This window comes from Nonomuraea sp. NPDC049655, assembly GCF_044465465.1.
GTDB lineage: Bacteria > Actinomycetota > Actinomycetes > Streptosporangiales > Streptosporangiaceae > Nonomuraea.
The window spans coordinates 367,072-380,772 of record NZ_JBITLS010000005.1; the positions used below are offsets into that span (position 1 = coordinate 367,072).

The 13,701-nt window shown below is 68.4% G+C and carries 11 protein-coding genes; 4 read left to right on the plus strand and 7 right to left on the minus strand.

Going from position 1 to position 13,701, the window contains the following annotated elements; genetic code table 11:
* Positions 1-263: 263 nt before the first annotated feature.
* On the plus strand, positions 264-1,559 hold the full coding sequence (locus ACIBQ6_RS18720) for an ABC transporter substrate-binding protein (RefSeq protein WP_358293831.1): 1,296 nt from the start codon (positions 264-266) through the stop codon (positions 1,557-1,559).
* Positions 1,560-1,615: 56 nt separating this feature from the next.
* Here the strand turns inward: ACIBQ6_RS18720 and ACIBQ6_RS18725 are convergent, their stop codons facing one another.
* The 6 genes from ACIBQ6_RS18725 to ACIBQ6_RS18750 form a co-directional block, all read right to left on the minus strand.
* Entirely contained in the window at positions 1,616-2,017 is a 402-nt protein-coding gene (locus tag ACIBQ6_RS18725) for a hypothetical protein (protein WP_352358300.1), read from the minus strand.
* Between the two features lie 59 nt (positions 2,018-2,076).
* Entirely contained in the window at positions 2,077-2,874 is a 798-nt protein-coding gene (locus ACIBQ6_RS18730) for an ABC transporter ATP-binding protein (RefSeq protein WP_358293829.1), read from the minus strand.
* Positions 2,871-3,809, minus strand: coding sequence for an ABC transporter ATP-binding protein (locus tag ACIBQ6_RS18735; protein WP_358293827.1), 939 nt, complete (start codon positions 3,807-3,809; stop codon positions 2,871-2,873). The genes ACIBQ6_RS18730 and ACIBQ6_RS18735 overlap by 4 nt, the downstream gene beginning before the upstream one ends.
* A complete protein-coding gene (locus ACIBQ6_RS18740) occupies positions 3,799-4,797 on the minus strand; it encodes a branched-chain amino acid ABC transporter permease (protein WP_352358296.1) in 999 nt (332 codons plus the stop codon). The genes ACIBQ6_RS18735 and ACIBQ6_RS18740 overlap by 11 nt, the downstream gene beginning before the upstream one ends.
* A 16-nt stretch (positions 4,798-4,813) precedes the next feature.
* Positions 4,814-5,971, minus strand: coding sequence for a branched-chain amino acid ABC transporter permease (locus ACIBQ6_RS18745; RefSeq protein ID WP_358293825.1), 1,158 nt, complete (start codon positions 5,969-5,971; stop codon positions 4,814-4,816).
* 519 nt (positions 5,972-6,490) lie between these two features.
* Complete coding sequence (locus tag ACIBQ6_RS18750; protein WP_387645449.1) at positions 6,491-6,841, minus strand: PaaI family thioesterase; 351 nt, start codon at positions 6,839-6,841, stop codon at positions 6,491-6,493.
* Between the two features lie 131 nt (positions 6,842-6,972).
* Here ACIBQ6_RS18750 and polA point away from each other — a divergent pair, with 131 nt between their 5' ends.
* From polA to rpsA, 3 genes are all read left to right on the plus strand, one after another.
* Positions 6,973-9,663, plus strand: a complete 2,691-nt coding sequence (gene polA / locus ACIBQ6_RS18755; RefSeq protein WP_358293823.1) for a DNA polymerase I — start codon at positions 6,973-6,975, stop codon at positions 9,661-9,663.
* A gap of 161 nt (positions 9,664-9,824) precedes the next feature.
* Complete coding sequence (locus tag ACIBQ6_RS18760; RefSeq protein ID WP_397213182.1) at positions 9,825-10,880, plus strand: polysaccharide deacetylase family protein; 1,056 nt, start codon at positions 9,825-9,827, stop codon at positions 10,878-10,880.
* A gap of 189 nt (positions 10,881-11,069) precedes the next feature.
* The gene (rpsA, locus tag ACIBQ6_RS18765; RefSeq protein WP_352358288.1) at positions 11,070-12,551 is read left to right on the plus strand and encodes a 30S ribosomal protein S1; all 1,482 of its coding nucleotides are present in this window, start codon (positions 11,070-11,072) and stop codon (positions 12,549-12,551) included.
* A 322-nt stretch (positions 12,552-12,873) separates the two neighbouring features.
* On the opposite strand, the gene ACIBQ6_RS18770 is transcribed toward rpsA, so the two are convergent.
* Entirely contained in the window at positions 12,874-13,689 is an 816-nt protein-coding gene (locus ACIBQ6_RS18770) for an SDR family oxidoreductase (RefSeq protein ID WP_397213184.1), read from the minus strand.
* Positions 13,690-13,701 lie beyond the last annotated feature (12 nt).

Here is a 13,701-nt window from a genome sequence, read left to right on the forward strand (position 1 = left end):
GCGGCGGGGGCGGCGGCGACGAGGCGCACCCGGCTAGAAGGACCGCCGTGACTAGGACAGGCGTAAAACGCTTCACCCGTCGCACATTAAGCCTGCTAGCGCAGGTCCGTAAGTTGAGGACTGATTACGACTCCGCATCCAAGTGCCGACAGTTCACCCCGCCATCTGGTTCGAGTACACGGCGATTTTGTACGTTTCCGTCATTCGATCGGGAGCGCTCGGCGGTGCTGACGATCCCGGCCTGGAAATGAAGGAGACACTTCATGATCCGCATTGCTCCCGTGGGACGGGCGCTGGCCGTCGCGGCCGCCACCAGCTTGGCCCTGACGGCCTGCGGCGGTGGCGGCAGCAACACCGCCACGCAGTCCTCGCAGCCGGCCGCGCCATCCTCGTCGGCTCCCGCGGCGAAGGGCGACGGCACCCTCACGATCGGTACGCTGCTGCCCCAGACCGGTTCGCTCGCCTTCCTCGGCCCGCCCGAGTTCGCCGGCGTCGACCTGGCCATCAAGGAGATCAACGAGGCCGGGGGCGTGCTGGGCAAGCCCGTCACCAAGTACGACACAGACTCGGGCGACACCACCACGAACATCGCCTCGCAGTCGGTGGACAAGCTGCTGGCCCAGAAGGCCGACGCCATCATCGGCGCGGCGTCCTCCTCGGTGTCGGAGTCGGTGATCGACAAGATCACGGGCGCGGGCGTCATCCACTTCTCGCCCGCCAACACCTCCGACAAGTTCACCACGATCGAGGACAAGGGCCTGTACTTCCGCACCTCGCCGCCCGACAAGCTGCAGGGCCGCGTGCTCGGCGACCTGGTGGTGTCCGACGGCAACGACACCGTCGGCATCCTGGCGATGCAGGACTCCTACGGCACCGGCCTGGCCGACCAGGTGCAGAAGACGGTCACCGACGGCGGTGGCGAGGTCGTCGAGCGGGTCGACTACGACCCCAAGGCCGCCGACTTCTCCGCCGACGTGGCGAAGATCAAGGCCAAGAACCCCAAGGGCATCGTCCTGATCGGGTTCGAGGAGACCGCCAAGGTCATCCAGGAGCTGGTCAAGCAGGGCCTGCCGGCCGACAAGCACAAGTGGTACATGGTCGACGGCAACACCTCCAACACCAACTACGTCAAGATGCCCAAGGGCACGCTTGAGGGCGTCAAGGGCACCATCCCGGGCGCGGCCGCTCCGGAGGAGTTCCAGAAGAAGCTCCTCGGCATCAACCCCAAGCTGGAGGACTACAGCTACGCCCCCGAGTCCTACGACGCGATGAACCTGCTCGCCCTGGCCGCCGAGGCCGCCAAGAGCGACGCGGGCACCGACATCGCCGCCAAGCTGGCCGAGGTCAGCAAGGGCGGCGAGAAGTGCAAGGACTTCAAGAGCTGCATCGACCTGCTCAAGGCCGGCAAGGACATCGACTACGACGGCGTGAGCGGCCCGGTCGAGTTCAACGACGCCGGTGACCCCGCCGTGGCCACCATCGGCATCTACCAGTACGGCAAGGACAACAAGTACGCCACCAAGGCGCTGGAGTACCGCACCGGCAACATCGCCGGCTGATCAGCCTCCCGCAGCGCCCCGAGAAGGGCCCGGTCCGCGCGGACCGGGCCCTTCCGTCATGCGCAGCCGGCCACGATCTGCTCGGCGGCGGCCCGGTACTGCCGCAGCAGCGCGACCTGCCGCGCGTGCGGCACGTCGTTCCTGGACAGGCCCGCGGTGGCCGTCTCGACGCTCTGGACGGCGGCGTGCAGCGAGGCCGGCAGCCGGTCGCCGAACTGGAGCGTGATGCCGCGCAGCTCGGCCAGCCGGCCGATGACGGCGTCCTCGAAGTACTGCTGCTCCTCCTGGCCCTTCGGCCTCAGCATCAGGTCGGCGTAGCCGATGGCCGAGACCACGCGCGCGCACGGGCTGTCGGTCGGGTCGCCGCCGGTGCTGTACCGCTGCGCCGAGGAGGCGTCCTCCTGGCAGCCGACGAGCAGGACGGGCAGGACGAGCGCCACTGTCAGCATTCGTTTCACAGCGTTCATTAAAAAACGGAGAAGGGGCCCCGGGGGAGCCCCTTCTCCGTTCGATCCGGTTACGCCTTGGCCAGCGTGCCCAGGTACAGCTCGATGACCTTGGGGTCGTTGGCGAGCTGCCTGCCGGTGCCGGTGTAGGCGTTGCGGCCCTGGTCGAGCACGTAGCCGCGGTGGCAGATCTGCAGGCAGCGGCGGGCGTTCTGCTCCACCATGATCACCGTCACGCCCGCCTTGTTGATCTGCTGGGCCTGGATGAAGACCAGGTCCTGGAGCTTGGGCGACAGGCCCGCCGACGGCTCGTCCAGCAGCAGCACCGACGGCTCGGTCATGAGCGCCCTGGCCATGGCCACCATCTGCCGCTCACCGCCGGACAGGGAGCCCGCGCGCTGCTTGCGGCGCTCCTTGAGCGCCGGGAAGAGCTCGGCGACGAACTCGAAGCGCTCCTTGAACTTGCCGGGCACCTGGAAGGCGCCCATCTCCAGGTTCTCCTCGATGGTGAGGCTGGGGAAGACGTTGTTGGTCTGCGGCACGTAGCCGACGCCGCGGGAGACCAGCGAGTGCGCCTTCATGTTCGTGATGTTCTCACCCTTGAGCAGCACCGTGCCGCTGCGGATGTTGACCAGCCCGAACATGGCCTTCAGCAGCGTCGACTTGCCGGCGCCGTTGGGGCCGATGATGCCGATCAGCTCGCCCTCTTTGACGTAGAGGTCGGAGCCGTTGAGGATGTTGACGCCCGGCAGGTAGCCGGCGATCAGCTCGTCGCACCGCAGCACGGCGTCTTCGGCGCCTTCCAGGTGCGCGGCGCGGTCGGTGACGGCCGCCTGCGACTCGGGGGCGGCCTCGGGGGCGTCGCTCACTTCTGCGTCTCCTCTTCGATCTCGGCCTCCAGGGCCGCCTCGGCCTCGTGGAGCTGCGACTCCAGCTCGGTGTCCGAGAGCGGGGCGTCGTGGTGGGCGCCGAGGTAGGCGTCGATCACGCGCTCGTCCGACATGATCGTGTCGGGCGGGCCCTCGGCGATCACGGCGCCCTGCGCCATGACGATCACCCAGTCGCTGATGTCGCGGACCATGTCCATGTCGTGCTCGACGAACAGCACCGTCATGCCCTGCTCGCGCAGGTCCTTGACGTGGCCGAGCAGCGACTGGGTCAGGGCCGGGTTCACGCCCGCCATGGGCTCGTCCAGCATGACCAGCTCCGGCTGGACCATGAGGGCGCGGGCCATCTCCAGCAGCTTGCGCTGGCCGCCGGACAACGAGCCGGCGAAGTCGTCCCGCTTGGCGCCCAGCTTGAAGCGTTCGAGGAGCTCCTCGGCGCGGACGGTGATCTCGTCCTCCTGGCCGCGCCACATCGACGGGATGAGCGCCCGCCAGAACGTCTCGCCCTTCTGCCGCTGGGCGCCCAGGCGCATGTTCTCCATGACGGTCAGGCGGGACAGCGCCTTGGTGAGCTGGAAGGTGCGCACCATGCCGGCGCGGGCGACCTTGTGGGCCGGCACCCCGCTCATGCTGCGCCCGTTGAACGTCCACGAGCCGGAGTCGGCGGTGTCGAAGCCGGTGAGCTGGTTGAAGAAGGTCGTCTTGCCGGCGCCGTTGGGGCCGATCAGCGCGGTGATGGAACCCCGCTGGATCTCGACGTGGGCGACCTCGACCGCGGTCAGGCCGCCGAAGCGGCGCACGACGTTGTCGACGGTGAGGATCGGGTCCGGCTTCGGCACGCCCGGGTCGCGGGCCAGGTCCTTGAAGGCGGCCAGCGCCGCGGCCTTGCGCTCGGTGGCCGTGGTTTCAGCGTGCATTGATTGCTATCTCCCTCTTGTCGCCGAAGATGCCCTGTGGCCGGAAGATGAGCAACAGGACGAGACCCAGGCCGACCAGGATCCAGCGGACGGCGCCCACCTGGTTCGTGTCCATGAAGGTGATGATCCCGGCGCCGACGGCCTCGGACAGCACGCCGTAGATCAGGACGAGCAGCACCCAGAAGATCGACGCGCCCACGACGGGGCCGAGCACGCGGGCGGCGCCGCCCAGGATGACCATCGTGTACGCGTAGAACGTCGTCTCGGTGCCGAAGATGTCGGGCTGGACGGAGGCGTAGGCCAGGCCGTAGATGAAGCCGCCCAGGCAGCCCACGACGCCGCCCAGGATGAGCGACTGCATCTTGTAGGAGAAGACGTTCTTGCCGAGGCTGCGCACGGCGTCCTCGTCCTCGCGGATGGCCTTGAGCACGCGGCCCCAGGGGCTCTTCATCAGCAGGTAGACCAGCCCGCAGCACAGGGCGATGAGCACCCAGCCGACGGTCAGCACCCACAGCACCCGGTGGTTGAAGAACAGCGGGACGGAGCCGAGGTTGAAGCCGTACTGGCCCTCGGGGTAGGGGTTGAGCGCGTAGAAGCCGTCGGAGAAGCCGCGCTGGCCGTCCGAGCCGCCGAAGACGCTCTTGAAGGCCACCGAGCGGAACACCAGCCGGACGATCTCGGCCGCCGCGATGGTCACGATGGCCAGGTAGTCGGCGCGCAGCTGGAGGGTCGGGATGCCGAGCAGGATCGCCAGGAGCACCGCGGCGAGCAGGCCGACGATGATGCCGACCCAGAACGGCAGGCCCATGACGGTGACGGTGACGGCCAGGCCGTAGCCCGCCACGCCCATGAACGCCGCCTGGCCGAAGTTGAGCAGGCCGGTGTAGCCGAATTGGATGTTGATGCCGATCGCGGCGAGCGCGTACAGCACGGTCTCGACGCCGACCGCGGACTTCAGCGTCGTGCTGATGATCGTGATCCAGTCCATTCTGATCCTCCCCCGATCAGCCGATTCGCTCGCGGCGGCCCAGGATGCCCTGGGGCCGGACGAGGAGCACGATGATGAGCACGACCAGCGCGCCGACGCTCTTGAGCTCCGGCGGCACCCACAGGGTGGAGACCTGGATGAACAGGCCGACCACCAGCGAGCCGACCAGCGCGCCGAAGGCGGTGCCGAGCCCGCCGAGCGTGACGCCGGCGAAGATGAGCAGCAGGATGTCCTGGCCCATCGTGTACTTCAGGTTCTGCGAGAGCCCGAGCATGATGCCGGCCAGCGCCGCGATGGCGCCGCCCAGGGTCCAGATGATCCGGATGACCCGGTCGACGTTGATGCCGGACGAGGCCGCGAGCGCGGGGTTGTCCGACACGGCCCTGGCCGCCTTGCCGGTACGGGTGCGCAGCAGCGCGAAGCCGACCAGGAGTAGCACGGCCAGCTCGATGCCCATCGCCACGAAGTTCTTGGGCGCCGCCGAGATCGGCCCGAACTGGACGCCCGGCTGGGCCGTGTACTGGGCGTAGGCCTCGTTCTGGCCGCCGAAGAAGATCAGCATGACGTAGCGCATGACCAGCGCGACGCCGATGGAGACGATCATCATGGCGACGATGCCGGTGCCGCGCCTGCGCAGCTGGCCCCAGAAGAGCCGGTCCTGGGCGTAGCCGAACGCGCCGCCCAGCGCCACGGCGAGCACCGCGGCGGGTATGAGATGGAGGCCGAAGCCCACGTTGAACATGTAGGCCAGCACCGCGCCGAGCGTGACCAGCTCGCCGTGGGCGAAGTTGGTCAGGCCGGTCGTGCCGTAGATCAGCGACAGGCCGAGCGCGGCCAGGGCGATGATCAGCCCGAGGTTGAGCCCCTCGAAGGCGAGCTGCGCCGCGGTGTCCCAGACGCTGCTCTCCCCGCTCTCGTCTCCCTGAGGCTGCCCGGCGACACCCTTGGCCTGCAACGCGAACAGCACGGTCGAGCAGTTGCCCTCGAAGACGGTCGGCGTGCGCACGTTGCTGCCGCCGCGCACCTCGGCGTTCTTCGGCAGGGAGTTCGGGTCAAGGGTGACCTTGAACTTGCCCTTGTCGGTTGGAACTTCCCACGTGCCCTGTGCGTTGGTTGTGACCTCCTTGACGGGTTGTCCGCCCTCGGTGGTCACGGCGATTTTGACGCCGTTCACTGGCTGGCCTTGGAGTTTGAGCGTCCCCTTCAAACCCTGGCATCCGGCCGGCCCCGCCTGCGCGGGACTGGCCAGCAGGAAGATGAGTCCACCCAGGAAGGCCGTGAACGCGATCACGGCTCTGCGCAATGGTGCTCCCTCAAATAGGTCAAGGCGGGGTTGTACCCCTCCATCTCGACACGCGCGCATCGCAGGCACAACTGGGATGCAATGGCGGGAGCTTATTCCGCAGACGCCCGTTTCAGTATGGTTCGTCACCAATTAGTGACATGCGTGTGCCACACATGTGAGCAAACAACGCGGCAGGTCAGGGGCTAAATGAGGGAAGACGCCTGGCCCGCGCCGAAAACGAAACGGTAACGATGGGGAGAAAACGTGGACGAGCCCGCGGAGCGGCCTTTGGGGCCATGTAGGGCTTCCCCGGCCGCACACGTTATCTACCGGGCCTCCCCGCGGGCTCTGTTCGGACAACCGTAGCGATCGATGGGGCCGCTGCGCAAAGGTTCGGTCAAAGTGACGTCAGGGGCGCTGGTCGCGCAGCATGCACGTCAGTCTGGAGGTGCACACCCGCCGTCCCTCCTCATCGGTGATCTCGATGTCGTACGTCGCCAAAGTGCGTCCGCCGTGCAACCGCGTCGCGACCCCGGTCACGTATCCGGAGGTCGCCGAGCGGTGGTGGGTGGCGTTGATCTCGATGCCGACGGCGATGCGGCCGGGGCCGGCGTGGATCGCCGCGGCCACCGAGCCCAGCGTCTCGGCCAGCACCGCCGACGCGCCGCCGTGCAGCAGGCCGTAGGGCTGGGTGTTGCCCTCGACCGGCATCCTGCCGACGACGCGCTCGGGCCCGGCCTCGACGAACTCGATGCCCATGCGGTGGGCCAGCGTGCCCTCGTGCACCGCGCCGTACGCGGAGAAGTCCAGCGGATCGGTCTGCGTCAAGGGGATGTCTCCACTCTTCCGAGCTCGGGTTTTCTGTCGTTGACGCAGACTAGGCTGCGTACGTGCCGAAGAGTGAAGTGACCCCCAGCCGCCCGTGCCTGTTGCTGCTTGACGGGCATTCCCTGGCCTACCGCGCCTTCTACGCGCTCAAAGACGCCAACCTCATGACCACCGACGGTCAGCACACCGAGGCGGTCTACGGGTTCACCTCGATGCTGACGAACATCCTGCGCGATGAGCAGCCGACCCACGTGGCGGTGGCCTTCGACCGGTCGGAGCCGACGTTCCGCCACGAGGAGTACTCCGACTACAAGGCCAACCGGAGCGAGACGCCCGAAGACTTCCGCGGCCAGATGCAGCTCATCTACGAGCTGCTCGACACGCTGCGCATCCCGCATCTGTCCAAGGCGGGCTTCGAGGCCGACGACCTCATCGCCACCCTGGCCACCCGCGCGGCCGGCGACGGGATGAACGTCCTGATCGTCACCGGCGACCGCGACGCCCTGCAACTCGTCGACGAGCACGTCACCGTGCTGATGACGCGCCGCGGCATCAGCGACATGACCCGGTTCACCCCCGAGGCGGTCGAGGAGAAGTACGGCCTGACCCCGGCCCAGTACCCCGACTTCGCCGCCCTGCGCGGCGACCCCAGCGACAACCTGCTGTCCATCCCCAGCGTCGGCGAGAAGACCGCGGCCAAGTGGGTGCGCGAGTTCGGCTCCCTCACCGCGCTGGTCGACCGCGTCGACGAGGTCAAGGGCAAGGTCGGCGACAAGCTGCGCGAGCACGTCGCCCAGGTGCTGATGAACCGCCGCCTGACCGAGCTGCTGCGCGACGTGCCGCTCGACGTCGAGCTCGGCGACCTCACCCAGGGCGCGTGGGAGCGCGAGGAGATCAACAAGCTGTTCGACACCTTGCAGATCCGCGGCGAGCTGCGCGAGCGCGTCTTCAAGGTGCTCGGCACCGGCGAGGCGGAGCCCGAGCAGGGCTTCGAGGTCGAGACCGTCATCCTGGGCCCCGACCGGGTGGCCGGCTGGCTGGCGGCGCTCCCGCAGGGCCGCGCCGGGCTGGCCTTCAAGGGCTCCTACGGCAGCGGCTCTGGCCGCATCGACGGCATCGCCGTCGCCTCGCCCGACGGCACCGCCGCCCACATCGACCCCGTCAAGCTCACCGAGGCCGACGAGGCGGCGCTGCGGGCCTGGCTGGGCGACGCCAGCAGGCCCAAGGCCGTCCACGACGCCAAGGGGCCGATCCTGGCCCTGTGGGCCCAGGGCATGGAGCTGCGCGGCCTGAGCTGCGACACCGCGCTGGCCGCCTACCTCGCCATGCCGGGCCAGCGCACGTTCGCGCTGGAGGACCTGGCCAGGCGCTACCTCCACCGCGACCTGCGGGCCGAGGAGGAGTCCGGCGGCCAGGCCGCCCTGTTCGGCGACGACGAGGACGCGCCGGCCAAAGACCTCGCGCTGCGCGCCCACGCCGTGCGCGAGCTGGCCGACTCCCTTGAGGGCTTCCTGGCCGGCCGCGGCGGCACCCAGCTCCTGGCCGACGTCGAGCTGCCGCTGCTGTCGGTGCTGGCCGAGATGGAGCGGGCCGGCATCGCCGTCGACAGCCAGTACTTCGCGGGCCTGGAGGCCGAGTTCGGCGCCGCGGTCAAGCACGCCGTGGAGGAGGCCCATCGCTCCGTCGGCGAGCAGTTCAACCTGGGCTCGCCCAAGCAGCTCCAGGAGATCCTGTTCACCCGGCTCAACCTGCCGAAGACCAAGAAGATCAAGACCGGCTACAGCACCGACGCCGACCAGCTCGCCTGGCTCGCCACCCAGACCGAGCACGAGCTGCCGACGATCATGCTGCGCCACCGCGACCAGCAGAAGCTGCGCACCACGGTCGAGGGCCTGATCAAGGAGGTCGGCGACGACGGTCGCATCCACACCACGTTCAACCAGATCATCGCCGCCACCGGCCGCCTGTCGTCGGAGAAGCCCAACCTGCAGAACATCCCGATCCGCACCGCCGAGGGCCGCCGCATCCGGCAGGGCTTCGTGGTCGGCGAGGGCTACGAGCGGCTGCTGACGGCCGACTACAGCCAGATCGAGCTGCGCATCATGGCCCACCTGTCCGGCGACGAGTCGCTGATCGAGGCCTTCGAGTCCGGCCACGACTTCCACCAGGCCACCGCGGCCCGGGTGTTCGACCTGCCGCCCGAGCAGATCGACAGCGAGCTGCGGGCGCGCATCAAGGCGATGAACTACGGCCTGGCCTACGGCCTGTCCGACTTCGGCCTGTCCGGGCAGCTCAACATCCCGGTCTCGGAGGCGCGGGCGCTGAAGGAGGAGTACTTCACCGAGTTCGGCGGCGTGCGCGACTTCCTGCAGGCCATCGTGGCCCAGGCGCGCACCGACGGCTACACCGAGACGATCATGGGCCGCCGCCGCTACCTGCCCGACCTGACCAGCGACAACCGCCAGCGCAGGGAGATGGCCGAGCGCATGGCGCTCAACGCCCCCATCCAGGGCTCGGCGGCCGACATCATCAAGGTCGCCATGCTCCACGTCCACCAGGCCATCGCCGAGGAGGGGCTGGCCTCGCGGATGTTGCTGCAGGTCCACGACGAGCTGGTGTTCGAGGTCGCGCCGGGCGAGCTGGAGACGCTGCGGCAGCTCGTGTGCGACCAGATGAACGCCGCCTACCACCTGCGCGTTCCGCTGGAGGTCTCGGTGGGCGTCGGGCGTACGTGGCAGGACGCCGGCCACTGACGATGTTTATCCCGACACGGCGGGGCAGTCCGACATATCGCGAACGGCGTGGCCCCGCCGTCTCCGGGGCTTCTCGTCTACGCTGATGACAGTTTGGCCGAGATGTCGGGAGATTTGTGCGGGTACCAGCGTCCTTCACGCGGATCATCGCAATCGCGAACGTGGCCGTGGTGACCGTGGCCGTCGTCGGGCTGAGCCTCTTACCTGACGGTGAGACTCCTACTACCCAGGCGTCGGCCCGGGTCGGCGTGATCGCCCCCGTCTCACCCCCGCAGGGGCAGCCGCAGGACACCTCCCAGCCGCCCGGCGTGGTCGCCACCCCCGAGTTCGCCCGGCAGGTGCGCGCCAACGAGGCGGGCCTGGTGCCGGTCATCATGTACCACCGGATCCTGCGCAAGCGCGTGGCCTCCATCGACCGCACCCCCGCCCAGCTCAGGCAGGAGCTGGAGAAACTGGCCAAGCAGGGCTACGTGCCCATCACGGCCAGAGAGTTCGCCACCGGCGACATCCGGGTGCCGGCCGGGCGGTTCCCGGTCGTGCTGACGTTCGACGACGGTCACCCGAGCCACTTCGCGCTCGACGACGCGGGCAACCCCGAGCCCGACACCGCCGTCGGCGTGATCCTCGACGTGGCCGCCCGTTACCCCTCGTTCCGGCCGGCCGCGACGTTCTGGATCACCCGTGAGCCGTTCGGGCTGCGCGACCAGGAGCGGCAGGCGGCCGCGGTGCGGTGGCTGGTCGATCACGGCTTCGAGGTCGCCAACCACACCTGGTCCCATCCGGACCTGCGGCGGCTGGGCAAGAAGAAGGTGCGCGAGCAGATCGTCCGGCTGGAGCGCCTGCTGAAGAAGCTGGGGGCGCCGCCGGACAAGACCCTGGCCCTGCCGTACGGGTCGCTGCCGCGGCCCAAGAAGCTCGCCCGTACCGGCTCCTGGGACGGGACCCGCTATGATTTCGCGGGCGTGTTCCTCGCCGGGGCCCAGCCGTCGCTTTCGCCCTTCGCGAAAGACTTCGACCGTGGGGCGATCCAGCGGATCCAGAGCAACGGCAAGCGGGGAGAGTGCCGCAAGTGGTGCTCGCAGTACTGGCTGGAGTGGCTGAACAAGCACCCTGGCGAGCGCTACGTCTCGGACGGCGATCCTGCGCGGATCTCCGTCCCGCGCAGACTACGGGGTAATATCAACCCCAAGCGGGAGTCCCAGATCATCGGGTACTGATGTGCCTCCGGATTGACCCCGCGGCCAAGGTCTCATATGCTGATCGCTGCGCTGTGGGCTCGCGCGCGCCTCAGACGGAGCGGGCTCGCGCTCGGTCACGTCGATGTCGTAATTCCTCGGCTTGATGCGGAAGAGGGCCTGCCGCGCACGCCACATCGACATCTGTCCGCGTTCGGAGCAATTCCACACATGACGTCCAGCACTGAGGCCACCTCGAGCACCCCGCAGGTAGCGGTCAACGACATCGGGTCCGAGGAAGCCTTCCTCGCCGCGATCGACGAGACCATCAAATACTTCAACGACGGCGACATCGTCGAGGGCACCGTCGTCAAGGTCGATCGAGACGAGGTCCTTCTCGACATCGGCTACAAGACCGAGGGTGTCATCCCCTCGCGCGAGCTTTCGATCAAGCACGATGTCGACCCTGCTGACGTCGTGGAGGTCGGGGAGCACGTCGAGGCCCTTGTTCTCCAGAAGGAGGACAAAGAGGGCCGCCTGATCCTGTCCAAGAAGCGCGCGCAGTACGAGCGCGCCTGGGGCACGATCGAGAAGATCAAGGACGAGGACGGCATCGTCACCGGTACCGTCATCGAGGTCGTCAAGGGTGGTCTCATCCTCGACATCGGCCTGCGCGGCTTCCTCCCCGCCTCCCTGGTCGAGATGCGACGGGTCCGCGACCTGCAGCCGTACGTCGGCCGCGAGCTCGAGGCGAAGATCATCGAACTCGACAAGAACCGCAACAACGTGGTTCTCTCCCGCCGCGCCTGGCTGGAGCAGACGCAGTCGGAGGTTCGCCAGACGTTCCTCAACACCCTGCAGAAGGGCCAGGTCCGCAAGGGCGTCGTCTCTTCGATCGTCAACTTCGGCGCCTTCGTCGATCTCGGCGGGGTCGACGGTCTGGTCCACGTGTCCGAGCTGTCCTGGAAGCACATCGACCACCCGTCCGAGGTCGTCGAGGTCGGCCAGGAGGTCACGGTCGAGGTCCTCGACGTCGACATGGAGCGCGAGCGCGTCTCCCTGTCGCTCAAGGCCACGCAGGAAGACCCGTGGCAGCAGTTCGCCCGTACCCACCAGATCGGCCAGGTCGTGCCGGGCCGCGTCACCAAGCTGGTGCCGTTCGGCGCGTTCGTCCGGGTCGAGGAGGGCATCGAGGGCCTGGTCCACATCTCCGAGCTGGCCGAGCGCCACGTGGAGATCCCGGAGCAGGTCGTCCAGGTCGGCGACGAGATCTTCGTGAAGATCATCGACATCGACCTCGACCGTCGTCGCATCAGCCTCTCGCTGAAGCAGGCCAACGAGGGTGTCGGCACCGAGGTCGAGTTCGACCCGACCCTCTACGGCATGGCGGCCACGTACGACGACCAGGGCAACTACATCTACCCCGAGGGCTTCGACCCGGAGACCGGGGAGTGGCTCGAGGGCTTCGACAAGCAGCGTGAGGAGTGGGAGCGGCAGTACGCCGAGGCCCAGACTCGCTTCGAGGCTCACCGCAAGCAGATCGAGGAGGCCCGCAAGGCCGAGGCGGAGGCCGGCGAGGCCGCTCCCTCGTCCTACAGCGGCGAGACCGCTCCTCCGTCGGGCAGCTCGTCGTCGGCTCCGGCCAGCGGCGCGCTCGCCTCTGACGAGGCGCTCGCAGCCCTCCGCGAGAAGCTCGCGGGCGGCCAGAGCTAAGGCTCAGCCTTGAAAAGCCCCGCACGGGTTTCCGTGCGGGGCTTTTTCATGCCCTTCTCCGGGACGGGCCTCGCGGGGGGCTTGCCGTAGGGGGATCGCCGGGTGGTCATGAGCTGGGCCGCTGTGACGGCGACGGCCTGGTGGTGCTCGTGCCGCCGCCGGCGCGGCTCCGACATCGACACACCGTGCCGTGCCGGAGCCATCTCCTTGAGCAGGTGGTCGTGGCCGCCTCAGGCAAGATCAGCGATACGGCGGCACGCTCATGAAACACCTCGCTGATCCGCGCGTCCAAGACTGCCGGCAGGCCGCTGACGGACGGAGGTCAGTAGGCGAGTTCCCCGATGCCGCCATCGACGCGCAGGACGGTGCCGGCGGTGTAGGCGGACTCGTCGGAGGCCAGGTAGACGGCCGCCTTCGCCACCTCGGTGGTGGTGCCGATGCGATGCAGGGGCACGGTCCGCCGGAGTTCGTCGTAGACGGCGGCCTGTCGCTCGGGGCCGAGCGACTTGAACGCGTCCGTGAGGGTCGGCCCCGGGCTCAGCCCGTTGACCCGGATGCCCCGGTCCTTCAGCTCATAGGTCAGCCCGCGGGAAAGGGACAGCAGGCCCGCCTTGGCGGCACCGTAGACCGCCGCGTTCTCGTGCCCGACGTAAGCGGAGACCGAGCCGACGAGAATGACCGAGGCCCGCTGTGACAAGAGCGGAAGCAAAGCTCTGACCAGGAAGAACGGCCCCTTGAGATTGGTGGCGACGAGCGTGTCGAACGCCTCCTCGCTCCATTGCTCGATCGGGAGATGGGTGACGTCGGCGGCGTTGCTCATCACGATGTCGAGCTTCGGCCATTCCTGCTGCAACCGCGCGGCGAGCGCCGCCTGGCCGGGGACGTCGCCGGCGTCGCTGACGATGGGCAGCAGCGGGCCGTCCAGCTGCCGGGCGGTCTCGGCCAGCCGTTCCCGTGAGCGGCCGGTGATCGCGACAATCGCTCCCTCGGCGAGGAACTGACGGGCTGTCTCCAGCCCGATGCCGCTCGTCCCGCCGGTGATCAGTGCATGCTTTCCTGCGAGACGACTCATGGAAGTCATCCTCCTGACTGGCGCAAGGCGCACGGTTGTGGTGATGATGACGGGCCGTCCCGCCATCGTGAGGCACCC